Annotated in this window: 27 protein-coding genes; 16 read left to right on the top strand and 11 right to left on the bottom strand. The window is 72.2% G+C overall.

All coding sequences use genetic code 11. From position 1 onward, the window contains the following. The first annotated feature begins 104 nt into the window (after window positions 1-104). The 6 genes from ACWCHM_RS13175 to prcA all read left to right on the top strand — a co-directional run bounded on the left by ACWCHM_RS13175 (window position 105) and on the right by prcA (window position 6,434). Window positions 105-2,174: a hypothetical protein gene (locus ACWCHM_RS13175; RefSeq protein WP_454222602.1), complete on the top strand. Its 2,070-nt coding sequence runs from the start codon at window positions 105-107 to the stop codon at window positions 2,172-2,174. A 58-nt stretch (window positions 2,175-2,232) separates the two neighbouring features. Then, window positions 2,233-3,750, top strand: a complete 1,518-nt coding sequence (gene dop, locus ACWCHM_RS13170; protein WP_372446003.1) for a depupylase/deamidase Dop — start codon at window positions 2,233-2,235, stop codon at window positions 3,748-3,750. Window positions 3,751-3,859: 109 nt separating this feature from the next. Further along, window positions 3,860-4,072, top strand: coding sequence for a ubiquitin-like protein Pup (locus tag ACWCHM_RS13165; protein ID WP_204960157.1), 213 nt, complete (start codon window positions 3,860-3,862; stop codon window positions 4,070-4,072). 22 nt (window positions 4,073-4,094) lie between these two features. Next, a complete protein-coding gene (locus tag ACWCHM_RS13160) occupies window positions 4,095-4,781 on the top strand; it encodes an endonuclease VII domain-containing protein (protein ID WP_454222601.1) in 687 nt (228 codons plus the stop codon). Next, a complete protein-coding gene (prcB, locus tag ACWCHM_RS13155; RefSeq protein WP_204960155.1) occupies window positions 4,700-5,539 on the top strand; it encodes a proteasome subunit beta in 840 nt (279 codons plus the stop codon). The genes ACWCHM_RS13160 and prcB overlap by 82 nt, the downstream gene beginning before the upstream one ends. A 61-nt stretch (window positions 5,540-5,600) precedes the next feature. Beyond that, entirely contained in the window at window positions 5,601-6,434 is an 834-nt protein-coding gene (prcA, locus tag ACWCHM_RS13150; RefSeq protein ID WP_421488491.1) for a proteasome subunit alpha, read from the top strand. A gap of 136 nt (window positions 6,435-6,570) precedes the next feature. Here prcA and ACWCHM_RS13145 read toward each other — a convergent pair whose 3' ends face one another. From ACWCHM_RS13145 to rfbB, 6 genes are read right to left on the bottom strand one after another with little or no spacing between them, the layout of a single operon-like run. Further along, complete coding sequence (locus ACWCHM_RS13145; RefSeq protein ID WP_454222600.1) at window positions 6,571-7,599, bottom strand: glycosyltransferase family 2 protein; 1,029 nt, start codon at window positions 7,597-7,599, stop codon at window positions 6,571-6,573. Continuing rightward, window positions 7,600-8,910: a polysaccharide biosynthesis protein gene (locus tag ACWCHM_RS13140; RefSeq protein WP_454222599.1), complete on the bottom strand. Its 1,311-nt coding sequence runs from the start codon at window positions 8,908-8,910 to the stop codon at window positions 7,600-7,602. Next, window positions 8,910-9,611 (bottom strand): glycosyltransferase family 2 protein, encoded by a 702-nt coding sequence (locus ACWCHM_RS13135; protein WP_145920205.1) that lies wholly within the window; start codon window positions 9,609-9,611, stop codon window positions 8,910-8,912. Before ACWCHM_RS13135 ends, ACWCHM_RS13140 begins: the two co-directional genes overlap by 1 nt. After that, window positions 9,604-10,011, bottom strand: a complete 408-nt coding sequence (locus ACWCHM_RS13130; protein ID WP_454222598.1) for a DUF2304 family protein — start codon at window positions 10,009-10,011, stop codon at window positions 9,604-9,606. Before ACWCHM_RS13130 ends, ACWCHM_RS13135 begins: the two co-directional genes overlap by 8 nt. Then, a complete protein-coding gene (gene rfbD, locus ACWCHM_RS13125) occupies window positions 10,008-10,895 on the bottom strand; it encodes a dTDP-4-dehydrorhamnose reductase (RefSeq protein ID WP_454222597.1) in 888 nt (295 codons plus the stop codon). The genes ACWCHM_RS13130 and rfbD overlap by 4 nt, the downstream gene beginning before the upstream one ends. After that, on the bottom strand, window positions 10,892-11,893 hold the full coding sequence (rfbB, locus tag ACWCHM_RS13120; RefSeq protein WP_204960149.1) for a dTDP-glucose 4,6-dehydratase: 1,002 nt from the start codon (window positions 11,891-11,893) through the stop codon (window positions 10,892-10,894). Before rfbB ends, rfbD begins: the two co-directional genes overlap by 4 nt. Before the next feature lie 88 nt (window positions 11,894-11,981). Here rfbB and rfbA point away from each other — a divergent pair, with 88 nt between their 5' ends. The 5 genes from rfbA (at window position 11,982) to ACWCHM_RS13095 (ending at window position 15,892) form a co-directional block, all read left to right on the top strand. Next, entirely contained in the window at window positions 11,982-12,899 is a 918-nt protein-coding gene (gene rfbA / locus ACWCHM_RS13115) for a glucose-1-phosphate thymidylyltransferase RfbA (RefSeq protein WP_204960148.1), read from the top strand. Beyond that, complete coding sequence (rfbC, locus tag ACWCHM_RS13110) at window positions 12,896-13,519, top strand: dTDP-4-dehydrorhamnose 3,5-epimerase (RefSeq protein WP_204960147.1); 624 nt, start codon at window positions 12,896-12,898, stop codon at window positions 13,517-13,519. The genes rfbA and rfbC overlap by 4 nt, the downstream gene beginning before the upstream one ends. A gap of 68 nt (window positions 13,520-13,587) precedes the next feature. After that, window positions 13,588-14,946: a Pup--protein ligase gene (gene pafA / locus ACWCHM_RS13105; RefSeq protein WP_088646860.1), complete on the top strand. Its 1,359-nt coding sequence runs from the start codon at window positions 13,588-13,590 to the stop codon at window positions 14,944-14,946. Window positions 14,947-15,001: 55 nt separating this feature from the next. After that, window positions 15,002-15,199: a hypothetical protein gene (locus ACWCHM_RS13100; RefSeq protein ID WP_088646859.1), complete on the top strand. Its 198-nt coding sequence runs from the start codon at window positions 15,002-15,004 to the stop codon at window positions 15,197-15,199. A gap of 150 nt (window positions 15,200-15,349) precedes the next feature. Next, window positions 15,350-15,892 (top strand): carboxymuconolactone decarboxylase family protein, encoded by a 543-nt coding sequence (locus tag ACWCHM_RS13095; protein ID WP_204960146.1) that lies wholly within the window; start codon window positions 15,350-15,352, stop codon window positions 15,890-15,892. Between the two features lie 40 nt (window positions 15,893-15,932). Here ACWCHM_RS13095 and ACWCHM_RS13090 read toward each other — a convergent pair whose 3' ends face one another. Both ACWCHM_RS13090 and ACWCHM_RS13085 read right to left on the bottom strand, forming a co-directional pair. Further along, complete coding sequence (locus ACWCHM_RS13090) at window positions 15,933-17,018, bottom strand: DUF3866 family protein (protein WP_454222595.1); 1,086 nt, start codon at window positions 17,016-17,018, stop codon at window positions 15,933-15,935. A gap of 54 nt (window positions 17,019-17,072) precedes the next feature. Then, window positions 17,073-18,146, bottom strand: a complete 1,074-nt coding sequence (locus tag ACWCHM_RS13085) for a cation diffusion facilitator family transporter (protein WP_454222593.1) — start codon at window positions 18,144-18,146, stop codon at window positions 17,073-17,075. Between the two features lie 242 nt (window positions 18,147-18,388). Here ACWCHM_RS13085 and ACWCHM_RS13080 point away from each other — a divergent pair, with 242 nt between their 5' ends. From ACWCHM_RS13080 to tatC, 5 genes are all read left to right on the top strand, one after another. Further along, window positions 18,389-19,387, top strand: coding sequence for a helix-turn-helix transcriptional regulator (locus tag ACWCHM_RS13080; protein WP_454222592.1), 999 nt, complete (start codon window positions 18,389-18,391; stop codon window positions 19,385-19,387). Continuing rightward, complete coding sequence (locus ACWCHM_RS13075; protein ID WP_204960142.1) at window positions 19,384-20,379, top strand: helix-turn-helix transcriptional regulator; 996 nt, start codon at window positions 19,384-19,386, stop codon at window positions 20,377-20,379. The genes ACWCHM_RS13080 and ACWCHM_RS13075 overlap by 4 nt, the downstream gene beginning before the upstream one ends. 10 nt (window positions 20,380-20,389) lie before the next feature. Next, window positions 20,390-20,638, top strand: a complete 249-nt coding sequence (locus ACWCHM_RS13070) for a hypothetical protein (RefSeq protein WP_204960141.1) — start codon at window positions 20,390-20,392, stop codon at window positions 20,636-20,638. 261 nt (window positions 20,639-20,899) lie between these two features. Beyond that, window positions 20,900-21,253: a Sec-independent protein translocase subunit TatA gene (tatA, locus tag ACWCHM_RS13065; protein ID WP_281897911.1), complete on the top strand. Its 354-nt coding sequence runs from the start codon at window positions 20,900-20,902 to the stop codon at window positions 21,251-21,253. An 18-nt stretch (window positions 21,254-21,271) separates the two neighbouring features. After that, entirely contained in the window at window positions 21,272-22,225 is a 954-nt protein-coding gene (gene tatC / locus ACWCHM_RS13060) for a twin-arginine translocase subunit TatC (RefSeq protein ID WP_281897909.1), read from the top strand. A 61-nt stretch (window positions 22,226-22,286) separates the two neighbouring features. Here tatC and ACWCHM_RS13055 read toward each other — a convergent pair whose 3' ends face one another. Genes ACWCHM_RS13055 through ACWCHM_RS13045 form a run of 3 tightly spaced genes read right to left on the bottom strand, consistent with a single transcriptional unit; the run spans window position 22,287 to window position 24,774 of the window. Next, window positions 22,287-23,036, bottom strand: a complete 750-nt coding sequence (locus ACWCHM_RS13055; RefSeq protein WP_454222591.1) for an amino acid ABC transporter ATP-binding protein — start codon at window positions 23,034-23,036, stop codon at window positions 22,287-22,289. Then, window positions 23,033-23,836: an amino acid ABC transporter permease gene (locus ACWCHM_RS13050; protein WP_454222590.1), complete on the bottom strand. Its 804-nt coding sequence runs from the start codon at window positions 23,834-23,836 to the stop codon at window positions 23,033-23,035. Before ACWCHM_RS13050 ends, ACWCHM_RS13055 begins: the two co-directional genes overlap by 4 nt. A 41-nt stretch (window positions 23,837-23,877) precedes the next feature. Further along, on the bottom strand, window positions 23,878-24,774 hold the full coding sequence (locus tag ACWCHM_RS13045; protein WP_454222589.1) for an ABC transporter substrate-binding protein: 897 nt from the start codon (window positions 24,772-24,774) through the stop codon (window positions 23,878-23,880). Window positions 24,775-25,015: the final 241 nt, after the last annotated feature.

Genomic DNA, 25,015 nt, shown 5'->3' with positions numbered 1-25,015 from the left:
CGTCGGCGTCACCCACTGTTAACCGCGCCACCCCGCGCCGGGCGGGTGGAATGCCGGACTCGTCGCTAGACTTCCCCCACCGCTAGTCGACTCCGAGGAACCGCGTGCCGCCCGAGCTGTCCGTCGCCGATCCGCCGCTGTCCCCGGCAGTGGATCGCACGCCCCCCACCGTCCCGACGCCCCGGCGGGGCCGCAGCTGGCGGTGGATACCTATTCTGCTGGCCGCCCTCGTCGCCGCCTGGGCCGTGCCCGTCGCCGGGCACGCCCTGCACCGGGAGTGGCTGCTCCCGCCGATCGTCCTGGTCGCCACGGCCAGCCTGCTGCGCGGTGGCCGCACCCTGCTCGACCGGCTGATGCTCGCCCTGGGCCTGCTGCTCGGCCTGACCACGATCGCCGGCCTGGTCTTCCCGGTCTGGCCCTGGGGGATGCGGCCGGTGCCGCTCACCGGGACCGCCCTCACCGCGCTGGTCCTCGCCGCCGCCGCGCTACGCCGCCGTCCCCGGCTGCCCCGACCCGGCTGGGCCGACCTGTTCCCGCTGGCCGGTGCCGCCGCCATGGTGTTCTACCTGCGGCAACCCTGGCAGCGGGCCACCGACCTCGCCGACCGGCTCACCGTCCTCGGCGCGGGCGAGGACAACTGGCGGCACCTGGCGCTGTTCGACGCGATGGGCCGCCTCGACGGCTACACCTTCGTGGACCCGGCCGCCGCCCGGGAGCAGATCACCGCCCAGCTCGTCTACTACCCGCAGGGCTGGCACCTGGCCACCGCCCTGCTCGACGGTTTCCTGACCCCCACCGGGCCGCGCGTCGACGATCTCGTCGCCCACTACTTCGGCTGGACCGTCGCCGGCTTCGGACTGTTCACCCTCGTGCTGATCTGGGCGGCCCAACGGCTGGCCGGCCCGATCCACCTGCTGCACCGCACGGTGCTCACCGTGGTCGTCGGCGCGCTGGTGCTCGGCACCCAGCTGCCGCGACTGCTCAACGCCGGCTACCCCACCGAGGTGCTCGGCCTGACGCTGACCGTCCTGATCGCCACCCTGGTCGCCCGCCCCGTGCCCGGCACCCGGGAACAGGTCGTGCTGCTGTGCGCCCTGCTCGCCGCCGTCGGGTTCACCTACTACCTGTTCCTGCCGGCCGCCGCCGTGCTGGTCCTGTGCTGGGTGCTCACCCACTGGCGGGAGGCGCTGCGCCGGTGGTTCACCGTGCTGACGGTCGGCCTGGCCGGGGCCGCGCTGGCCCTGATCGCCCCGCTGCTCGGCGTGCTGCGGGCCGGGCAGACCGAGGCGCTGGTCATCGGCTCGTCCCAGGCCGTCGAGGGCTGGCGGGCGCTGATCTGGCTCGGCGGCATCGTCGGGGTGGCCCTGCTCGTCCAGGTCGCCCGCGCCGATCCGGCGTGGCGGCGCTGGCTGCTGGTCTGCGTCGTCGGCGCGGCCCTGCCGCTGACCATCGCGCAGATCAACACCGACGCCGGGGTGACCCCTGGCTACTACTTCGTCAAGGGCACCCACCTGGCCACCGCGTTGCTCATCGTCGGCACCGCCGGGGTGGTCCGGCTGCTGCCGGTGCCCCGACCCGCCCTGAGCTGGCGAGGGGTCGGCAGCACCACGGCGGGGGTGCTCGCCGCCGCGCTCACCATGACGGTCGCGGTGGCACTGTGCGGGGTGACCGGCTGGCACCGCAGCCTGCTGGTGGTCGACGAGCAGACCTGGGCGCAGCGGTGGGTCCACCAGGACCTCACCCTGCCGTCCCGGGTGGCCTGGGTGTGCGCCGACGCCCAACAGCGCTATCCCGAGGTGCCGGGCACCACCACCCTGGTCATCGACCGGGGGCCGATGCGGTCCTACCTGATCTCGCTGTGCCTGTCGGCGTTGCACGGCACCACGGCGGCCACCGATCCGGGCATCTACAGTCTGCCGTTCCTCGAACCGGACCGCACCGACATCATCGTCCGCCGGGTGGCCGGCCCGATCCGGTTCATCACCTCCGACCCCAAGGGTGAACGTCGGGTGCACCGTATGCTGCGCGACGAGCCCGCCCTGCGGCACCGGTTGAGTTGGGTGCCGTTGACGGTCCCCGAGTGCGACGTGGCCCCCTCCGACGAGCCGCCTCCGCCGACCCTGGAGACCGCGACTCCCGACCCGGCCGAAGCGGCGTGCCCCCTTCCCCGGTGAGGCGGACTACGCTCGACGTGACGGCGGACCGGGTGAGGCGAGCGGAGCAGGTAGGTCGATGAGCGTCAGAAGGATCATGGGCACCGAGGTCGAGTACGGGATCTCCGTGCCCGGTCAGGCCGGAGCCAACCCGATGGTCACCTCGTCGCAGGTGGTCAATGCGTACGGTGCGCGCCCGGAACTCAACCGGGGCGGCCGGGCCCGGTGGGACTACGAGGAGGAGTCGCCGCTGCGCGACGCCCGGGGGTTCACCTACTCCGGGGCCGCCTACGACCCGGCGGAGGCGCTCGCCGACGAGGATCTGGGCCTGGCCAACGTGATACTCACCAACGGTGCCCGGCTCTACGTCGACCATGCCCATCCGGAATACTCCACCCCCGAGGTGACCACCCCCCTCGACGTGGTCCGGTGGGACAAGGCGGGGGAGCGGGTGATGGCCGAGGCGGCCCGGCGGGCGGCCACCATCCCCGGCACCCAGCCGATCCACCTCTACAAGAACAACACCGACAACAAGGGTGCCAGCTACGGCGCCCACGAGAACTACCTGATGCGGCGGCAGACCCCGTTCGCCGACATCGTGGCGTACCTGACGCCGTTCTTCGTGACCCGGCAGATCGTCTGCGGCGCCGGTCGGGTCGGCATCGGGCAGGACGGCGGCCAGAGCGGCTTCCAGATCTCCCAGCGGGCGGACTTCTTCGAGGTCGAGGTGGGGCTGGAGACCACCCTCAAGCGACCGATCATCAACACCCGCGACGAGCCGCACGCCGACGCCGACAAGTACCGCCGGCTGCACGTCATCATCGGCGACGCCAACCTGTCGGAGATCTCCACCTATCTCAAGGTGGGCACCACCGCGCTGATCCTCACCATGATCGAGGAGAAGGCGCTCGGTGCCGACCTGGGCATCGCCGATCCGGTCGCCGAGCTGCGCGCGGTCAGCCACGACCCGTCCCTGACCCACCGGATGCGGCTGCGCGACGGGCGTCGACTGACCGCCCTGGACCTCCAGTGGGCCTACTACGAGCGGGCCCGCTCCTTCGTGGAGGAGCGGTACGGCGCGGACGCCGACGCGCAGACCCTGGACGTGCTGGAGCGCTGGGAGCGGGTGCTGGACCGGTTGGGCCGCGACGTGTTCCTCTGCGCCGACGAGTTGGACTGGGTGGCCAAGCTGCGGCTGCTGGAGGGCTACCGGGAGCGGGAGAAGCTGGGCTGGGGTTCGCACAAGCTCCAACTGGTCGACCTCCAGTACTCCGACGTCCGGCCGGAGAAGGGCCTCTACCACCGGCTGGTGACCCGGGGCTCGATGAAGACCATGCTGGACGACGAGCAGACCCGCCGGGCGATGACCGAGCCGCCGGAGGACACCAGGGCCTACTTCCGGGGCCGTTGCCTGGCCCAGTACGCCTCCGAGGTGGTCGCGGCGAGCTGGGATTCGGTGATCTTCGATGTGGGCCGGGAGTCGCTGGTCCGGGTGCCGATGATGGAGCCGGAGCGGGGCACCCGCAAACACGTGGGCGCGTTGTTCGACAGGTGCGACACCGCCAAGGACCTGCTGGAGACGTTGACCGGCGGCTGATCCGACAGGTGCCGGTGGCCCGTCGTGCGTCGGATGCCGGCGCGCGGCGGGCTTTTCGTCGCCTCCGCGAGGTAAGTTCATCGCAGGCGATCGTGGAGGAGGCACCGAGATGGCTTCACAAGAGGGCGGCCAGTCGCAGGCGGGCAAGTCGCACCAGGCCGAGGAGATCGAGGACGTCACCACCGAGGCCAACCCCGAGGTGGCGGAACGGCACGCGGAGATCACCGAGGACGTCGACGACCTGCTCGACGAGATCGACTCGGTCCTGGAGGAGAACGCCGAAGAATTTGTGCGCGGCTACGTACAGAAAGGGGGTGAATAGGGCTTAACGGGTTAAATCGGACATGCCCTATCCGCTCGACGATCGAGACGGACACCGTCGTTGCCGAGACTGCGGCGAGTGGAAGTTGCTCGATGAGTTCTGCGTGAACAGCCGTCGGCCCGATGGCCGGGGCAGCTATTGCAAGCCTTGCTTCAACCTGCGTTCCAAGGTGAGCTATGCCAAGCGGACGAGGGAGAAGCACGGCCGGGAGGTTCGCCAACCACCTGTGGTTCCGGATGGCCACCGTCGCTGCCCGACGTGTGGTGAGACGAAAGCGCTCGACGACTTTCCCCGTAACCGGTCGGGGCGCGGCGGCTACGGCCGATACTGCAAGCCCTGCCACAACGAGAAGGGTAGGGAGAGCAAGCTCCGGTTGTACGGCGGCAGTCGCGAGTACCACCTGCGTCGCCGCTACGGGATCGGCGAGCAGGAGTTCCGGGAGCTTCTCGCCGAGCAGGAAGGGGTCTGCGCCGTTTGCGGCGCGGAAGATCCTCAACATGTGGACCACGATCACCGCACCGGATGGGTGCGCGGGATACTCTGCTTCAACTGCAACGGTGGTCTTGGCCAGTTCCGTGACAGTCCCACGAGGCTGGCCAGGGCGATCACGTACCTGAGAGGAACCACGTGGCAGCGGGCTTTGATCCATCCGGGCGTCTACCAGATGTGTTCACCAACGCGGGGACGTCCTCCTTCACCTCGTTCCTGAGCAGGGTGGCCCCCGAGATGCTGCCCGGCCGACGGCCGCTGCCGCCGGGCATGGCCGCCGACCTGGCACCCCACGCCACCACCATCGTGGCCATCTCGGCCACCGGGGGTGTGGTGCTGGCCGGCGACCGCCGGGCCACCATGGGCAACCTGATCGCGCAGCGCGACATCGAGAAGGTGCACCCCGCCGACGCGTACTCGCTGGTCGGCATCGCCGGCACGGCGGGCATCGGCATCGAGTTGATGCGCCTGTTCCAGGTCGAGCTGGAGCACTACGAGAAGATCGAGGGCGCGATGCTCTCCCTCGACGGCAAGGCCAACCGGCTCGCCGCGATGATCCGGGGCAACCTCGGTGCCGCCATGCAGGGGCTCGCGGTCGTCCCGCTGTTCGCCGGCTTCGACCTGGCCGCCCGGGACCCCGCGCGGGCCGGGCGGATCTTCAGCTTCGACGTCACCGGCGGCCCCTACGAGGAGACCGGCTACGACGCGATCGGCTCCGGTTCGCTGTTCGCCAAGTCGGCGCTGAAGAAGCGCTACCGGGCCGGCCTGTCCATCGACGACGCGACCCGGCTCGCCGTCGAGGCGCTCTACGACGCCGCCGACGACGACACGGCCACCGGTGGGCCGGACCTGACCCGGCGGATCTACCCGGTGGTGATGACGGCGACCGCCGAGGGCACCCACCGGCTCACCGAGGCCGAGACGGCCACCATCGCCGAGGCCGTCGTCGCCGGGCGGATGGAGAACCCGGGCGGCTGACGCCGTCCCCACCCCCACCAGCCCCAGTCGTCAGCACAGCGCCAGAAGGAGAACCGCCGCCGTGGCCATGCAGTTCTACGCCTCGCCCGAGCAGATCATGCGCGACCGCTCCGAGCTGGCCCGCAAGGGCATCGCCCGGGGGCGCAGCGCGGTGGTCCTGAGTTACACAGGCGGGGTGCTCTTCGTCGCGGAGAACCTCTCCAGCGCCCTGCACAAGGTCAGTGAGATCTACGACCGGATCGGCTTCGCCGCCGTCGGTCGGTACAACGAGTTCGAGAACCTGCGCCGCGCCGGGGTGCGGATGGCCGACCTCAACGGCCTGAGCTACGACCGGCGGGACGTGACCGGCCGGGCGTTGGCCAACGCGTTCGCGCAGACCCTCGGCGCGATCTTCACCGAGCAGTCCAAGCCGTTCGAGGTGGAGATCTGCGTGGCGCAGGTCGGTGCCACGGTCGAGGAAGACGAGCTGTACCGGCTCACCTACGACGGCTCGGTCAACGACGAGCCGGGCCGGATGGCGATGGGCGGTCAGGCCGAGGCGATCACCGGCGTGCTCAAGTCCGAGCACCGCCCCGACCTGTCGCTCAGCGAGGCGGTCAGGGTGGCCATGAAGGCGCTGAGCAGCGTCGGAGGCGAGGGTGGTGCGGCCCGGACGATCGCCCCCAACCAGTTGGAGGTGGCGGTCCTGGACCGCGGCCGGGTGGGGCGTACCTTCCGACGGATCACCGGCGCGGCGCTGACCGCGCTGCTGGAGGGCGACGCGGCAGGTGACGCCGCGCCGGCCGACGGCCGGGCCGCGACCCCGACGGTGCCGACCGAGGAGGCGCACAAGCCCACCACCTCGGCCGGCTCGGCCGACCTGGAGGGTCAGCCCCAGGAGAAGCCGGAAGCGTGACGGTGACACGGGTCGGGGCCGGGGTGACGAGAACCCCGGCCCCGACCCGTGGATGCCATCCGCCATCCGCGCCGACGCACCGCCGCCCGCCCACCGGTGCCGGCACCGGCACGCACCGGTGGCGGCGGGTCGACGGTCAGGCCCTGCGCAGCAGCGGCTTCGCCAGCGCCCAGTAGCCGGCGGCGATGACGTTGAAGATGCCCATGCCGGGCGGCGACTCGACGTTCGACGGGTCGACCGTGGCGGTCATCAGCTCGGCGATGACGCCGTCGGGGACGATCCGCTCCTGCTGGAGGCGGCGACGCCGGGCCCGCACCCAGGCCCGGTTGGTCCACAGCCACCCCCAGCCGCGCGTCTTCTCCCGGCTCCAGCCGCCGAGCAGCGCCGCCACCAGCATCGCCGCCTCGGTGAGCAGCAGTATCGGGGCCAGCACCACGAGCGTCCGCGTCTCGTACGCGGTGAGCAGCGAGATCAGCCGGTTGCGTTCCAGCAGGTAGTGCTTGAGCTTGTTACGGGAGAACTCGTAGTGGTGCACCACCACGGCGTCCGGGACGTACTCCTGGCGCAGTCCGCGCTGCCACAGCCGCAGGCTGATCTCGGTGTCCTCGTGGTAGGCGAAGTACTCGGCGGCGAAGCCGTCCAGCTCCTGCCAGAGCGCCCGGTTGATCACGAAGCAGCAGCCGCTGATCGACGGCACAGTGGTACGCCGGGCGTGCGCGCTGGCCGGTTGGCCGTTGCCGCCGGCCCAGGACAGCCCGATGTAGTGCAGCGGGTTGCCTGACGTGTTGATCAGGTCGGGGTTCTCGGCGAGCCGGATCGAGGCCATCACCGCGCCCACACCCGGCTCACCGGCCACCGCCACCGTACGGGCCAACGCGTCGGGGGCGACGACGGCGTCGGAGTTGACGAAGGCCAGCCACTCGCCGGTGGCCTCGGCGGCACCGACCCGGCAGCCGCCGGAGTAGCCGGTGTTCTCCTCCGGCCGGACCACCCGCACCCCGGCGAGGCCCTTGACCACGTCGATGCCGTCACCGGTGCAGCCGTTGTCCACCACGATCAGCTCGATCTCGACGTCGACGCTGGCCAGCACGGCGCGGGCGGCGTCGACCAGGTAGGGCTCGGCGCCGTAGGCGAGCATCACCGCGGACACCTGGGGGCGGGACATCTACAGACCTCCGGAGACGCCGGCGGCCACCACGTCGTCGAGCGGCCGGCCGGGGGTGGGGGTGGCCGGGCGGGCGCCCCGGCGCAGCAGCAGGACGGCCATGGTGGCGGCCACCACGACGGAACCGACGGCGTAGGCCAGCTCGACGCGGAGCGCGACCGGGGCCGGGACGGCCGTGACGGCGAGCAGGGCGGCCACCCCGATCGTCCACGACACCGCCTGGGCGCGGTGCCTGTCGAGGGCGAGCAGCGCCTGACCGAGCACCATCGCCCACAGGTAGGCGAGGGTGCCGACGGCCAGCCAGGCGAAGTCGCCGTGGCCGAGCACGCCGGGGGCGTCGAAGAGCCGGTGCACCAGCCACGGGCCGAGCGCCACCGCGCCGACCGCCCCGGCGACGCCGAGGGCGGTGACCACGCCGAGCGCCCGGCGCAGCAGGCGGCGGAAACCGGTCACGTCGCCGGTGGTGGCGGTGGTGGCCAGGCCGGGCAGCAGCGACGCCTGCATGGAGCCGAAGACGAACAGCGGGATCCGGACCAGCACCAGGGCGGAGAGCAGCGCACCGGCGGTCGCCACGTCGGCCGGGTCGAGCAGCCGGGCGTTGATCACGCCGACGTTGACCACGACCTGGGAGAGCAGGCTGGAGACGGTGAGCAGGCCGAGGCCGCGCAGCAGGGTGCCCCAGGCCACCGGGACGCCGCCGCCGACGGCCCGCAGCACCGGCGGCAGGGTCACCAGCACCGACAGCAGCGGGGCGACGACCAGCACCGCGCCGTACCAGACCGGGTCGGTGACGCCGCTGACGCCGAGGCCGGCGACCAGCGCGATGCGTACCCCGCCGTCGACCCCGAGCTGGGTGCCGTACCAGGGGAAGAGTTGCAGGCCGGACAGCACGCCCCGGGTGGTGTACGCCACGGCCATCGCGACCAGCGCGCCGATCAGCACGGCGACCATCGTGGCGTCACCGGCGAAGAGCCGGTCGGTGAGCGCCTGGCGGCCGACGAGGGTGGCCACGACCAGCAGCGCCAGCACGACGGCGGCGACGGTGGCTCCCCTGGCCAGCACCGGGCCGGGGGGCAACCCCTGGCTGCGGCGGGCGGCGACGACGCGGGCGACCTCCTGCTCGACGGGGATGAACACGCCGATGCCGAGGGTGAACACGATCGACCAGAGCACCGACAGCGAGGAGTAGTCGGCGCGGTCGAGGGCGTGTCCGGCGACCGCGAGGTGCACGTAGGAGGCGAGCCCGAGCAGGGCGAGCCCGCCTCCGACGGCGAGGGTGCCGGGCGGGACGAGGTGGAGCAGCCGCCGCATCACCGGCGGATGAGCGCCAGCGTGAGTACCGCGAAGGCCCGGCCCAGGTAGATCATCGCCTTGGCGGGGGAGTGGCTGGGGGTGCCGGCCATCCGTTTGCGCATCGCCACCGGCACCTGACGGATGCGGTAGCCGCGCCGGGCGGTGTGCACCAGGGTCTCCACCGTGTCGCCGAGGTACTCGGCCGGGTACCAGCCGGCGAACATCTCGATGACCCGCCGGTTGGCGGCCCGGAACCCGGACGTGGTGTCGGTCAGCCGGGTCTTGGCCACCCGGGAGAGCACCCCGGACAGCATGACCATCGCCCAGCGGCGGGGCCCGCGCACGGAGTAGTCGCCCTCACCGGCGAACCGGGCACCGATGACCAGGTCGTTGTCGTCGAGCAGGTCGACCAGCTTGGGCACGTACCGGGGGTCGTGCTGGCCGTCGGCGTCGATCTGGATCGCCACGTCGTAGTCGTTGTCTCGGGCGTAGCGGTAGCCGAGCCGCATCGCCCCGCCCACCCCGAGGTTGTACGGCAGCTTCGCGACCCGGGCCCCGGCGGCGGCGGCCACGGCGGCGGTGCGGTCGGTGGAGCCGTCGTCGACCACCAGCACGTCGACGCCGGGCAGTTCGCCCCGGACCTCGCCGACGACGTCGGCGATCGACCCGGACTCGTTGAGCGCCGGGATGATGATCAGGACGCGCTTGCCGTTAACCATCGTGGGACACCAGTTCGTCTCGGGTGGCTGCGGTGAGCTGGGCGCCGTCGGCGAGCCGGGCGGCGCGCTCCGCGTCGATCTGCGCGCGGAGCAGGGCGAAGTCCTCGGCCAGGGTCCGGGTCTCCTCCTCCAGCGCGCTGACCTCCCAGCTCAGGTGCACGCAGACCAGCAGCAGGAAGACGATGCCGAGGAAGAGCACCAGGCTGACGCCGGAGACCACGCCGAAGAAGCCGGCCACGTTGTCCAGCAGGCGGGGGAACAGCGACAACGGGATGACGATGACCAGCACGCCGAGCCAGAGCATGCCGTACTTCTCGCGGAGCTGCCGGCGGCGCAGCAGCTCGACGATGGCGGCGAGCAGGATCAGGCCGGTCAGACCGGTGACGAGGGTGAGCTTCATGCGACCTTCCACGGGGCGGGTGCAGTCGGGGAGGCGAAGGCGTCGGACAGCGCGTCGTGCCAGTCCGGCGGCGGGGGCAGGCCGGCCTCGGCCCACCGGTCGTGCCCTAGCACACTGTACGCGGGTCGCGCGGCGGGACGGGGAAACCGGTCGCTGGTGGTGGGTCGGATCCGGTCCGGGTCGAGCCCGGCCAGCGTGAAGGCGGCGCGGGCCAGCCCGTACCAGGTGGTCTGGCCGGTGCAGGTGCCGTGATAGATCCCGGCGGGTGCCCGGTCGGCCAGGGCCGCGTCGGCGAGCGCCACCAGCCGGGTGGCCAACGCGTACGACCAGGTGGGCTGGCCGTGCTGGTCGTCGACCACGTCGAGGTGCTGCCGGGTGGCGGCCAGGTCGAGCATGGTGGTGACGAAGTTGCGTCCGTGTGCGCCGTAGAGCCAGGCGGTCCGCACCAGGTAGCCGGTTTCGGGGAGAAATCGGACCACGGCCCTTTCCCCGGCGAGCTTGCTGCGGCCGTAGGCGTTGACCGGGTCGGTGGGGGCGTCCTCGGCGTACGGGGTGTCGGCGTCACCGGCGAAGACGTAGTCGGTGGAGACGTGCAGCAGCCGCGCACCGTGCCCGGCGCAGGCGCGGGCCAGGTGGGCCACGCCGTCGCCGTTGATCGCGGTCGCCGCCGCCTCGTCGCGTTCCGCGCCGTCGACGTCGGTCCACGCCGCGGCGTTGAACACCACGTCGTGCCCGGCGACCGCGGCGTGCACCGCCCCGGCGTCGGTGACGTCGAGGTCGGCGCGGGTGGCGGCGGTCACCTTGAGGTCGCCCCGGGTGGCCAGCACGGCGAGCAGGTCCCGGCCGAGCATGCCACCCGCGCCGGTGACGAGGACCCGGGTCATGCGGCCGGTGCCGTCTTCAGCGGCTCCCACCAGGCCCGGTTGTCCCGGTACCAGGCGACGGTCCGGGTCAGGCCCTCGTCGAGGCCGATGCTCGGGGCGTACCCCAGCTCGGTGTTGATCTTGCTGATGTCCAGCGAGTAGCGGCGGTCGTGGCCCTTGCGGTCGGTCACCGGGACGACCCGGTCCCAGCCGGCGTCGCACGCCTCCAGCAGCCGCCCGGTCAGCTCCTTGTTGCTCAGCTCGGTGCCGCCGCCGATGTGGTAGACCTCGCCGGAGCGGCCGGCGTGCGCCACCATCGCGATGCCCCGGCAGTGGTCGTGCACGTGCAGCCAGTCCCGCACGTTGCCGCCGTCGCCGTAGAGCGGCACCGTCCCGCCGTCGAGCAGGTTGGTCACGAACAGCGGAACGACCTTCTCCGGGAACTGGTAGGGCCCGTAGTTGTTGGAGCAGCGGGTGACCACCACGTCCATCCCGTGGGTCCGGTGGTAGGCCAGCGCCAGCAGGTCGGAACCGGCCTTCGAGGCCGAGTACGGCGAGTTCGGGGCCAGCGGCCAGGTCTCCGTCCAGGACCCGGAGTCGATGGAGCCGTACACCTCGTCGGTGGAGACGTGCACGAACCGGCCGGTGCCGTGCCGCAGCGCCGCGTCCAGCAGGGTCTGGGTACCCAGCACGTTGGTGGTGACGAACGGCGCGGCGCCGGCGATCGACCGGTCGACGTGCGACTCGGCGGCGAAGTGCACGACCACGTCCTGGCCGGCGACGACCTCGTCGACCGTCGCCGGGTCGCAGATGTCGCCCCGGACGAACCGCAGCCGGGGGTCGTCGCGCACCGGGGCGAGGTTGTCCAGGTTGCCGGAGTAGGTCAACTTGTCCAGCACGGTCACCGTCGTGGGCTCGATCGCGGGCACGCCGGACGCGTCGCCACCGGGCACGCCCAGCAGCATCCGTACGTACTCCGACCCGATGAATCCGGCTCCGCCGGTGACGAGAATCCTCACGGGGACGGAAGTGTACGCGCATCGGCCCGCAGCTCCGGGGACCGTGACCCCGGTGTCCGGTTCGCGCCGGTCCCGGTAGGCTCCCCCAGTGCGTGGAATCCTTCTCGCTGGTGGCACCGGGTCCCGGCTGTGGCCGATCACCCGGGCGGTGTCCAAGCAGCTGATGCCGATCTTCGACAAGCCGATGGTCTACTACCCGCTGTCGACGTTGGTGATGTCCGGGGTGCGGGAGATCCTGGTGATCACCACCCCGGAGGACCAGGAGCAGTTCCAGCGGCTGCTCGGCGACGGCAGCCAGTGGGGGCTGCGCCTGGAGTACGTCGCCCAGGCCCGCCCGGAGGGCATCGCGCAGGCGTTCGTGCTCGGCGCGGACTTCATCGGCGACGACTCGGTGGCGCTGGTGCTGGGCGACAACATCTTCCACGGCGTCGGCCTCGGCCGGCAGTTGGCCGACAACGGCGACCTGGTCGGCGGGCGGGTGTTCGCCTACCCGGTGGCCAACCCGCAGGCGTACGGCGTGGTCGACTTCGACGGCGACGGCCGGGTGCTGTCGATCGAGGAGAAGCCGGCCCGGCCGAAGTCCCGCTACGCCGTGCCCGGCCTGTACTTCTACGACAACCGGGTGGTCGAGATCGCCGGCAAGCTCACCCCCAGCGCCCGGGGCGAGCTGGAGATCACCGCGGTCAACGAGGCGTACCGGGAGGCCGGCGAGCTGTCGGTCACCGTGCTGGACCGGGGCACCGCCTGGCTGGACACCGGCACCTTCACCTCGATGATGCAGGCCGGCGAGTTCGTCCGGGTGATCGAGGAACGGCAGGGCATGAAGATCGGCTGCGTCGAGGAGGTCTGCTGGCGGGCCGGCCTGATCGACGACGGGCAGCTGCGCGCGCTGGCCGAGCCGCTGACCAAGAGCGGTTACGGTGACTACCTGCTGGGTCTGCTGGCCGACAAGCACGACGAGGCGGTGCTGCGCGCGGCACAGTCGGGAACGGAGGGGGCGCGGTGAAGATTCGTCCGCTGAGCATCGAGGGCGCCTGGGAGGTCACCCCGCAGCAGCACGGTGACCCACGCGGCCTGTTCATGGAGTGGTACCGGTTCGACCAGCTCGCCGAGGCGGTCGGCCATCCGCTGCGGCTGGCCCAGGCCAACCTGTCGATCTCCGGACGGGGTGTGGTGCGCGGCATCCATTTCGCCGACGTCCCGCCCGGGCAGGCCAAGTACGTCACCTGTGTGCGGGGCGCGGTGCTCGACGTGGTGGTGGACCTGCGGACCGGTTCGCCGACCTTCGGCCGTTGGGAGGGCGTCCGGCTGGACGACACCGACCGGCGGGCGGTCTACCTGGCCGAGGGGCTGGGGCACGGCTTCTGCGCGTTGACCGACGACGCGACCCTCAACTATCTCTGCTCGACCACCTACAACCCGACCGGGGAGCACGCGGTGCACCCGCTCGACCCGGAGCTGGGCATCGAGTGGCCCGCCGAGGTGCCGCAACTGTCCGCCCGCGACGCGGCGGCGCCGACGTTTGCGCAGGTCAGGGCGGCAGGGACGCTGCCGGACTACGCCGCCTGCCGGGAGTTCGTGGCCGGGCTGGGGCCGGACGGAATGTCGTACTCGGACGGGATCTGAGCGACCGGAGCACACTACCTGTGCTGTGACAGTGACGAACCGGCCCTCCGGGCGGCTAGTGTCACATCATGGAGCGGCGAATCTTCGGCCTCGAGACCGAGTACGGCGTCACCTGCACCTATCGCGGGCAGCGGCGGCTGTCCCCAGACGAGGTCGCCCGGTACCTGTTCCGCCGGGTGGTGTCGTGGGGCCGGTCGAGCAACGTGTTCCTGCGCAACGGGGCCCGGCTCTACCTGGACGTCGGGTCGCACCCGGAGTACGCCACTCCGGAGTGCGACTCGGTCACCGACCTGGTCGCCCACGACCGGGCCGGTGAGCGCATCCTGGAGGGCCTGCTCGTCGATGCGGAGAAGCGGCTGCACGACGAGGGCATCGCGGGTGAGATCTACCTGTTCAAGAACAACACCGACTCGGCCGGCAACTCGTACGGCTGCCACGAGAACTACCTGGTCTCCCGGCACGGTGAGTTCGGTCGGCTGGCCGACGTGCTCATCCCGTTCCTGGTCACCAGGCAGCTGATCTGCGGGGCGGGCAAGGTGTTGCAGACCCCGCGCGGGGCGGTCTATTGCCTGTCCCAGCGGGCCGAGCACATCTGGGAGGGCGTCTCCTCGGCGACCACCCGCAGCCGGCCGATCATCAACACCCGCGACGAGCCGCACGCCGACGCCGAACGCTACCGGCGGCTGCACGTCATCGTCGGGGACTCCAACATGAACGAGGTCACCACGCTGCTCAAGGTCGGCTCGGCCGACATCGTGCTGCGGATGATCGAGGCGGGCGTGGTGATGCGCGACCTGTCGCTGGAGAACCCGATCCGGGCCATCCGGGAGGTGTCGCACGACATCACCGGCCGGCGTAAGGTGCGGCTCGCCTCCGGCAAGGAGGTCAGCGCGTTGGAGATCCAGCAGGAGTACCTGGCGCGGGCCACCGAGTTCGTGGAGCGTCGCGGCGGCGACCAGACCGCCAAGCGGGTGGTGGAGCTGTGGGGGCGGGTGCTGAACGCGGTGGAGAGCGGCAACCTGGACCCGGTGGCCCGGGAGATCGACTGGGTGAGCAAGCTCCGGCTGATCGAGCGCTACCAGCGCAAGCACGACCTGCCGCTGTCGCACCCCCGGGTGGCGCAGATGGACCTGGCCTACCACGACCTGCGTCGGGGCCGGGGCCTGTACGGGCTGCTGGAACGGCGTGGCCAGGTGGACCGGGTGGCCACCGATCCGGAGATCTTCGAGGCCAAGGAGACCCCGCCGCAGACCACCCGGGCCCGGCTGCGTGGCGAGTTCATCAGGCACGCCCAGGAGAAGCGGCGTGACTTCACCGTCGACTGGGTGCACCTGAAGCTCAACGACCAGGCGCAGCGCACCGTGCTCTGCAAGGACCCGTTCCGGGCGTACGACGAGCGGGTGGAGCGGTTGATCGCGAGCATGTGACCGGTGGGCCGGCGGTCGGTGACGGCCGCCGGCCCACCGGTACGCTGGCGGGGCGATGAACGATTCCGAATCCGCCGACCGCGAGCGCGGCGACACCCAGCGGCTCAACTGGATCGACCGCCGCCGGGCGAAGATCCGCGACGAGATCGCCCGCAACCGCCGGGGCGAGTACACCGTGCCGACCTGGGTGTTGACCGTGGCGCTGGTGGTCATCGTGGTCGGCTGGCTCGCGTTGATCTTCCTGGTCGGCTGACGCGGGGCCGTCGCGGTCCCCCGCCGTGCACCGCCCGGTGGGGTCGCCGCCGACCGATCGAGCAATCTGGAAGATGAGCCGGCCGCCCGGTGCTGGCACCCTGGTGCGACGGCGGCCCGTCGGAGGCGGCCGACGAATCAGGGGGTGCCGGTGGCGCATATCGATCTTGGTCTCGACGAGAAGGCGTTCCCGGGGATCACCGGGCCGATGCGCTACCGGCCGGAGACCGCGAAACCGCTGAACGAGCTGGCCGAGGTGCTGTTGCGCGCCCCGCACCCGACGCTGACGCCCGGCGAGCGGGAACTGATCGCCGCCTACGTCTCCGGGCTCAACGAGTGCCGGTTCTGCTGCGCCTCCCACTCGGCGTTCGCCGCCGCCCAGCTGCCCACCGGGATGACCCTGGTCGACCAGGTGCGGGCCGACCCGGACACCGCGCCGATCAGCGCGAAGCTGCGGGCCCTGCTCCGCATCGGCGCGGCGGTCCAGGCCGACGGGCGACAGGTCACCACCGAACTGGTCGAGGCGGCCCGCGCCGAGGGCGCCACCGACCTGGAGATCCACGACACGGTGCTGATCGCCGCCGCGTTCTGCATGTTCAACCGGTACGTCGACGGGCTGGGCACCTACGCCCCCGAGGGTGAGGGCTACGAGGCGACGGCCGCGCGGATCGTCGAGCACGGCTACACGGCCTGACCACGGGGTCGACCGCCCCGGCGGGCGGTGCCGGGACCGGTCAGCCGAGCAGCGCGGCGGCGTGCCGGCCGGCGGCGGCCGCCGCGAGGAAGTAGGCGTGGTCGGCGTCCAGACCCCGGCCCATCGTGGACAGTCGCACGGGCAGGGCGCGCAGCGCGGCGTCCAGGCCGGTGGTGCCGACCCGGACCAGGGTGTGCCGGTCGGCCAGCGGGGCCAGCGCGGTGTCCACCTGGGCCGCCAGCTCCGGTGGCAGGCCGTCCGGCACCACCAGCTCCGCCGGGGCCAACGCCACCCGGCCGTACGCGGTGAGGCTGTGGTGCGACACCCCCTGGTGCCGGGGGCGGGCGTCGGCGTCGGAGATCCGCAGCGAACCGACAGGCCGGCCACCCAGCACCGCCACCGCGTTGACCGCCTCGCCGACGGCGACGCCGGAGAACCCCCACCGGGTGCCGGTGCCCAGGTTGCCCGGCCCCTGCGCGACGATCGCCACGTCGGCGCGGAGCACGTGCCGGGCGGCCAGCAGGCCGGTGTGCAGGGTGGCCGCCTCCAGGTCCCCGCCGAACGCCTGCCCGACGCTGACCGTGCCGACCAGCGCGTCGCGTAGCCCGTCGAGGGTGCGGGAGAACCAGGCCGGCAGCGCGCCCCCGTCGGTGAGCAGGTAGGCCACCCGGGCCCGGGGGGCGTCGGCGTGGATGCCGGCGAGGATCGCCGGCAGGGCGGAGTGCAGGTCGGCGGTGACCACCGGCAGCCCGTCCAGGTCGTCGACGGCGGCGAGCAGCGCGTGGTGCGGCGACGCCTCCTCGTCGACCCCCAGCATGATCGGCTGCAACGGGGTGTACCGGGCCTTGACCAGGTGACCGGCGTCGCGGGTGTCGCCGGCCTGCGGCGGGTCGGCGGGCAGCCGGTCGGGCAGGGCGACCACCAGGGAGTACCCGCCGGTGCCCAGGCCCATCAGCAGCGCGCCGGCGTTGAGCAGCACCCGGTCGCCGGGGACGGGGTCGCCGACCAGCTCCGGGTAGGCCAGCGCGCGCATGCTGGCCCCGTCGGGCAGGGCGACGTCGAGTTCCACCGCGCCGGCCCACCGTCGCCGTACCGCCGTGACCGTCCCGGACCGCCATCGCACCATGCCCGGCACGCTATCGCCGACCATCCGGCCGGCCGCGTCCGGGGCCGTGGCCGGTCAGCCCCGCCCGTCCGGCTCCTGATCGGACGGCCCGTCGGCCGGTCGCGTGCCGCCGGCCGGGCCGGGGTACGCCGTGCCCAGCGGTGCGTCGCCCACCGGGCCGGGTTCCTGCTGGGTACGCCGGGCGTGGCGGCCGGTGACACCGGGCAGCGACGGGGTGGGATCGAGGAAGACGTACCCGATCTCCGGGTAGCGGTCGGTCAGCCGCCGTTCGGCCTCGTCGGCGGCGGCCTCGATGTCGGCCCCGGTCGCCTCGTCCCGGAAGTCGACCTTGGCGGCCACCAGGATGTCGTCCGGGCCGAGTTGCATGGTCAGCAGGGTGTCGACCCGGTCCACCGTCGGCAGGCCGGCCAGCTCGCGTTCGATCTCGCGGTGCAGCCGTTCGGGCACCGCCCGGCCGACCAGCAGCGAGATGTTGCTCCTGGCCAGGATGGCGGCGACCACGAGCAGCAGCAGGCCGATCAGGATCGAGGCGATGCCGTCGAACAGCTCGTCGCCGGTCCACTGCGACAGACCCAGCCCGACCCCGGCGATGAGCAGGCCGATCAGGGCGGCGCTGTCCTCCAGGAACACCGCCTTGACGGTGGTGTCGGCGGTCAGCCGCAGGAACCGGCGCGGGGTGGTCCCCCAGCGGCGGGACTCGCCGCGCACCTGGCGGACCGCGCGGGCCAGCGACACCGACTCGATGGCGAAGGAGACCGCCAGCACCACGTACGAGATCAGGTAGTCGCCGCTGTGTTCGTGGACCAGGATGGTGGTCACCCCGTGGGTGATGGCGAAGCCGGCACCGGCCACGAAGGTGAACAGCGCGGCCAGGAACGCCCAGACGTAGCTCTCCTTGCCGTACCCGAACGGGTGCCGGACGTCGGCGGGCCGGGCCCCCCGGCGCAGCGCCAGGTAGAGCAGCACCTCGGTGGTGGTGTCGGCGACCGAGTGGGCCGCCTCGGAGAGCATCGCCGCGGAGCCGGAGAGGATCCCGGCGACCAGTTTCGCCACCGCGATGGCGAGGTTCGCCGCCCCGGCCACCACCACCGTGCCGACGCTCTCGTTCTTGACTGCGGCTTCCGACATGCGGTCACCGTAGTTGCGTGAACCCGCCTCCGCCCGCAGCGGCCGGCGGGTCGTGCCCCGGTGATCAAGAGCTTTACGTCAATTTGATCTTTACGGATGACGCGAACCTCTTGATCACCGCAGCTGGACGGGGCGGGTGGGGCAGGACGGGGCGGGGTGGGGCGGGGATCGTGGTCGGGTGGGGCGGGCCCGGTCCGGCGTGGGTGCACGGGTATCCCGTCCGGGCTGCTAGCGTTCACCCCGTGTCGCGGAGTCGTACCGAACGCCTGGTCAACCTGGTGATCTGTCTGCTGTCCACCAGGCGGTTCCTGACCGCCGCGCAGATCGCCGCGACCGTGCCCGGCTACGAACACGATCCGGACGACGCCCGGGAACACGAGGCGTTCCAGCGTAAGTTCGAGCGGGACAAGGCGGAACTGCGCGAGCTGGGGGTGCCGCTGGAGACCGGGACGGCCAGCGTGTTCGACGCCGAGCCCGGTTACCGGATCGCCCACCGGGAGTACGCCCTGCCCGACATCCCGCTCGAACCGGACGAGGCCGCCGCGGTGGGCATCGCCGCCCGGTTGTGGCAGCACGCCGGGCTGGCCGCCGCCGCCTCCTCGGGGCTGGCCAAGCTGCGCGCGGCCGGCGTGGACGTCGATCCGCAGGCCACCCTCGGGTTGGAGCCGATGGTCACCGTCGACCCGGCGTTCGCCCCGCTCACCGCCGCCGCCCGGGACCGCCGCGAGGTCGCCTTCGACTACCGGGTGCCCGACCGGGACGCGCCGACCCGCCGCCGGTTGCAACCGTGGGGCGTGGTCTGCTGGCGGGGCCGCTGGTACGTGGTGGGCCACGACCGGGACCGGGCGGCCACCCGCTGCTTCCGGCTGTCCCGGGTGACCGGCGCGGTGCGCGTCACCGGTGCGCCGGGCGGCTACGAGCCCCCGGCCGGCGTCGACCTGATCTCGCACGTGGCCGCCTGGTCCGGGCCGGTCGAGCGGACCGGTCGGGCCACCGTGCTGGCCACCCCCGGGCGGGCCGCCGGGCTGCGCCGGTGGGCGGTGCAGTGCGTGCCCGGCCCCGACGGTGACCGGTTGGTGCTGCCCTATGCCGATCCGGAGTCGCTGGCCGGACACCTGGTCGGATACGGCCCGGACGTCCGGGTGCTGGACCCACCCGAGGTGCGCGACGCGGTGATCCAGCGGCTCAAGGAGATCGCCGTGCGGCACGACGAGTTGGCCGTGGCCGGGGGTGCCAGGTGACCCGCCCCGCCGCGCGTACCTCCGCCGACCGGCTAGCCCGGCTGCTGAACCTGGTGCCCTACCTGCTGGCCCGGCCGGGCATCGAGATCGCCGAGGCGGCCGGCGACCTGGGCGTCACCGAACGGCAGCTGCGCGAGGACCTGGAGCTGCTCTGGGTCTGCGGGCTGCCCGGCTACGGCCCGGGTGACCTGATCGACATGGCCTTCGACGGCGACCGGGTGACCATCACCTACGACGCCGGCATCGACCGGCCGCTGCGGCTCACCCCGGACGAGGCGCTGGCCCTGGTGGTGGCGCTGCGGATGCTCGCCGAGACGCCCGGGGTGGCCAACCGGGAGGCCGTCGAACGGGCCCTGGCCAAGATCGAGAACGCGGCCGGTGACCTGGTCGGCGCCCCGGTGGCCGTCCGGCTGCCCGGCGAGGGCCAGCGGGTGCAGGAGCTGCGGGCCGCGGTCGAGCGACGGCGGGCGCTGCGGATCACCTACTACACCGCCGCCCGGGACGAGAGCACCGACCGCGTCATCGACCCGCTGCGGATGCTGATGGTCGACGGCCGGGCGTACGTCGAGGCGTGGTGCCGCCGCGCCGAGGCGGTCCGGTTGTTCCGGGCCGACCGGATCGACGCGGTCGTCGAGCTGGACGAGCCGGCCGTGGTGCCGCCGCAGGCCCGCCCGCACGACCTGCGGCAGGGGGTGTTCCAGCCGTCTGCGGACCTGCCGCTGATCACCCTGCGGATCGGGCGGGGGGAGCGGTGGATCACCGAGTACTACCCGTGTGAGCGGGTCGAGGTCGACGGTGACCACTGGCTGGTGTCGCTGCGGGTGACCGATCTCGACTGGGCCCGCCGCTTCGTGCTCGGGCTGGGCCCGGACGTCACCGTCCTCGCCCCGGTCGAGCTGGCCACCCAGGTCCGCGCCCAGGCCACCGCCGCGCTGGAGGCGTACGCGACGCCCGCCCCGGCCGGCCCGGCGGGCGCGGTGACGTCCCGGTAGGCTGACCGCCGTGGTGAAGTGGATCGTGCTGGCGGTGCTGCTGTTCGCGCTCGTCGTGTTGGCCCTGGCGGTGCGCCCGGTGCTGGTGCGGCTGCCCCGGCTGCGCCGGGCGGCGGTGGGGTTGCAGCGTCGTCAGGCCGACGCGGAGGCGTTGCGGCACAGCGCCGAGGCGTTGCAGGAGCGGGCCGAGGCGTTGCAGCGGCAGACCGAGACGACCCAGCAGCGGCTCGAACTGATCAAGGCCAAGCGCGGGAACTGACCGGGGTCGAGGGCGCGAACCGATCGATGCCAGGCGCGGAGAGTGATCGACGCCGGTCGGTGAATCGCGTGCCCGCCGTCCGCCCGGCGTCCGTTTCACGCGGCTCTGCACCCGTACAGGTGGTTGACGGGACACTCAGCGGTGGTCAAGACTTCACCGGCCGGGCCGCATCAGCGGTGGCCCGGCGGGTGGCAGCAGCCCGTCGCGCACGTACGATGGGCGACGACCCCACCCTTCGACACAGAGCGACTGGAGCTTCCCATGGGTGCCCTCAAGCCGTGGCACATCGCCGTACTCGTGGTCGTGCTGATCCTGCTGTTCGGCGCGAAGCGGCTTCCCGACGCGGCCCGCTCGCTCGGCCGTTCGTTGCGGATCATCAAGGCGGAGACCAAGAGCCTGGCCGACGACGACCGCGACCTGGCCGAGAAGGCCGACGCGCAGGCCGGCTACCAGCCGCTGCCGCCCCAGCAGCAGCCCGTGCAGCAGCAGCCGTACGCGCCGCAGCCCCAGCAGCAGTACGCCCAGCAGCCTCAGCAGCAGTACGCCCCGCCGCAGCCCCAGCAGCAGCCGCTCGCCCCGCCGGTCGACCCGGTGCAGCGCGTCCGCGACAACTGACCGAAGGGCCCGATCACCGTGGCCTTCGCACTCCGTAAACGTGGCCCCAGCACCTTCGAACGGGCCTCCGACGGTTCCATGACGCTCATGGAACATGTCCGCGAGCTGCGGAACCGGCTGTTCCGCGCCTCGCTGGCGATCGTGGTGGGGCTGATCGTGGGCTTCTGGCTCGCGCAGCCCGCGTTCAATCTGCTCAAGGAGCCGTACTGCCAGCTGCCCGGTGCCCTCGACGCGGCGGGCGAGTGTCAGCAGTTCCTCCAGCTGTCACCGGCGGACGGCTTCATCCTCAAGCTGAAGCTGGCGCTCTGGATCGGCCTGATCGTCGGGGCACCGGTCTGGCTCTACCAGCTGTGGGCGTTCATCGCGCCCGGCCTGCACCGGCACGAACGCAAGTGGGCGTACGTCTTCGTGTCGATCGCGGCGCCGCTGTTCGCTGCCGGGGCGGTCCTGGCCTACCTGGTGGTGGACAAGGGCCTCGCGTTCCTGATGGAGTCCGGTGTCACCGGGCTGTCGACCCAGCTCGAGGTGACCCGCTACATCTCGTTCGTCACGAACATGATCCTGCTGTTCGGGGTGGCGTTCGAGTTCCCGCTGATCCTGTTGATGCTCAACTTCACCGGCGTGGCGAGCGCGAAGCGCCTGCTGAGCTGGTGGCGGGCGGTCATCTTCATCTGCTTCGCCTTCGCCGCGATCGCCACTCCGGACCCGGGTCCGTTCGGCATGACGCTGCTGGCCCTCTCGCTGTCGCTGCTGTACTTCGTCGCGGTCGGGGTGGCGTTCATCAACGACCGGCGCAGGAAGCGGCGCGACGGCTCCTACGCGGGGTTGAGTGACGACGAGGTGTCGCCGCTGGAGTTGGACGACGACCCGGTGGTGGCCACGCCGGAACTGGCGTTGTCCGAGCCGGTGCACGCCTCCGAGCCGGTAGCCCCGCCCAAGCCGATCGACCGCCGCTACGACGACATGACCTGACCGCCGGGTCATCCGTACCATCCGACGCCGCTCCCGCCCTGCCGGGAGCGGCGTCGCCGTCTCAGAGCACCTGGGACAGGAAGCGGCGCAGCCGGGGGTGCTGCGGTGCCTCGAAGACCGCCTCCGGTGCGCCGGCCTCCAGCACGACACCGTGGTCCATGAACGCAACGGTGTCGGCGACCGAGCGGGCGAAGCCCATCTCGTGGGTGACCACCACCATCGTCATGCCCCCGGCGGCCAGCTCGGCCATCACCCCGAGCACCCCCTTGACCAGCTCGGGATCGAGCGCCGAGGTGGCCTCGTCGAAGAGCATCACCTCAGGTTGCAGGGCCAGCGCGCGGGCGATGGCGACCCGCTGCTGCTGCCCGCCGGAGAGGTGGGCGGGTCGGGACTCGGCCTTGGCGGCGAGGCCGACCAGCGCCAACTGCGTCCGGGCCCGCGCGACCGCCTCCTCCTCGGGCAGCTTCTTGAGCCGGCGCAGGGCCAGGGTGATGTTGCGCAGCACGGTCATGTGCGGGAACAGGTTGAACTGCTGGAAGACCATCCCGACCCGTTGCCGCAGGGCGTCCGGGTCGTCGCGCAGCACGCTGCGCCCGTCGAGCAGGACGTCACCGGCGTCCGGTTCGATCAGCCGGTTGACGGTGCGTAGCAGGGTGGACTTGCCGGAGCCGGACGGGCCGATGACGCACGCCGTCGCGCCCCGGGCGACGTCCAGGTCGACGCCGCGCAGCACCCGGTTCGCCCCGAAGGCCAGGTGCACGTCGCGGACGGCGAGGCTGACCGGGGTGGTGGTCGCGGTGCCGGCGGTCATCGGGGATCCTTCCGGGTGGGACGCGGTCGCGGTAGGGCGGTCTCGCCGGCCAGGGCCAGCCCGCCGTCGTCGTCGGGGTCGGGGTCGACGGTGACCGTCCGGCCCCGGCGCAGCCGGCGGTCGATGGCGTTGACCGCATGGGTCAACGGGACGGTCAGCAGCAGGTAGCACAGGCCGGCCAGTAGCAGCGCCGACTGGTTGCCGGTGTTGGCCGCGTAGTCCTGCCCGATCCGGAACAGTTCCCGCTGGCTGGCCAGCAGGCCGAGGAAGTAGACCAGGCTGGAGTCCTTGATCAGCGCGATCAGCTGGTTGACCCAGGCGGGCAGCACCCGGCGTACCCCCTGCGGGACGATGACCAGGCGCATCGCCTCACCCCAGGAGAAGCCGAGCGCGCGGGCCCCCTCCAGCTGCGCCGCCTCCACGCTCTGGATGCCGGAGCGGAAGATCTCCCCGATGTACGCGGCGGCGATCAGCGACAGCGCCAGGATGCCCAGCGGGTACGGGTTGGGGCCCCACACCTGCATGCCGAGCGGGGCCAGGCCGACACCGATCAGCAGGATGGTGGCGGCGGCCGGCAGGCCCCGGAACACGTCGGTGTAGACCCGGGCCGGCCACCGCAACCAGCGGGTACGGGAGATGCCCGCCACGGCCAGCGCCATGCCCAGCACCGAGCCGAGCAGGGCGGCGGAGACCGCCAGGATCAGCGTGTTGGGCAGCCCGACGGTCAGCATCTCGGGCAGCGCCTCGCGCATGGACTCCCCGTCGAAGAACGTCTCCCACAGGGTGCTCAACGGATCCATCGGCTTCTCCTACCGCCCCGCTCGCTGGTCTGGTCGTACCGTCAGGAGGTGGCCGACGCCGACGGTGCCGCCGCGCCCGGGGCGGTGACGTCGCCGCTGCCGGGGGTGAAGCCGGCCGGGATCGGCCGCCCCGGGTAGTACTGCTGCTGGAGCCGGGTCCAGGTGCCGTCGGCGATGACCTCGTCGAGGCCCTTGTCCAGCGCCTCGCGCAGCGCGTCGTTGCCCTTGGCGACGGCGTACGCGGTGGGGGCCGGGCTCAGTTCGGTGGCCGCCACCGTGATCTTGCCGTTGCTGTCGGCGGCGGACTTCTCGCCGATTTCGGCGGGGGCGATCCAGGCGTCGGCGGTGCCGGCCTTGAGCTGGTTGATCGCCCCGTTGTAGTCGGGCACCCGCACCGGGTCGAGCTTGCGCGAGGTGGCGTAGTCGTCCTGCACGGTGCCCTGCACGACCACCACCCGCTTGCCGGCGAGCTGGTCGAAGCCGGTGAGCGGGGAGCCGGCCGGCACGTCCAGGCCGAAGTAGCCGAAGTCGTACCCGTTGCCGAAGTCGACGGTCTTCTTCCGGGCCTCGGTGACGGTGATCGAGGAGCTGCCGACGTCGAACTTGCGGTTGTTGACCTGGGAGAGCAGCGCCGAGAAGTCGGTGCCGACGAACTCGACCGTCAGCCCGACCTTGCCGGCGACGGCGACGAGCAGGTCGTTGTCGAAGCCGGTGAACCTGCCGTCCTTGAGGTAGACGTTCGGTGGGGCGTCGGTGAGCGTGCCGGCGCGCAGCACCCCCGGCTGGAGCAGGCCGTACGGGTTGTCGGCCGACTCGGAGTCGCCGCCGCAGGCGGTCAGCGCGGTGCCGGCGAGCAGGGCGGCGACGCCGAGCGCGGCGACCCGCGTCCAGGTGGCGCGGAGCAGTCGGGGGGTGGGCAGGGCAGGAAGGAATCGCACGGGTGTCTCCGGAGGTGGTCGGGCGGCGGCGGACGCGCGCCGCCGACGGGATGCCCACCGGGCATCCCGCTGAGGTGTCACGGGAAGAGGGGTTCGACTAGCGGCGACAGGAGTCGCTGTGTACCCGCATGAGGTCGACGTGTCGCCGCCTGACCAGCCGTACGCCGACGGACCGGACGCCGGGTCGGGTCACGACGGTGACGCCGTCGTCGGGCGGGGCGGGTGAATGGTTCGACACGGG

Source organism: Micromonospora sp. SCSIO 07396 (genome assembly GCF_053667945.1).
Note: the sequence above shows the minus strand (reverse complement) of the source record. Positions and strands in the feature narration are given on the sequence as shown.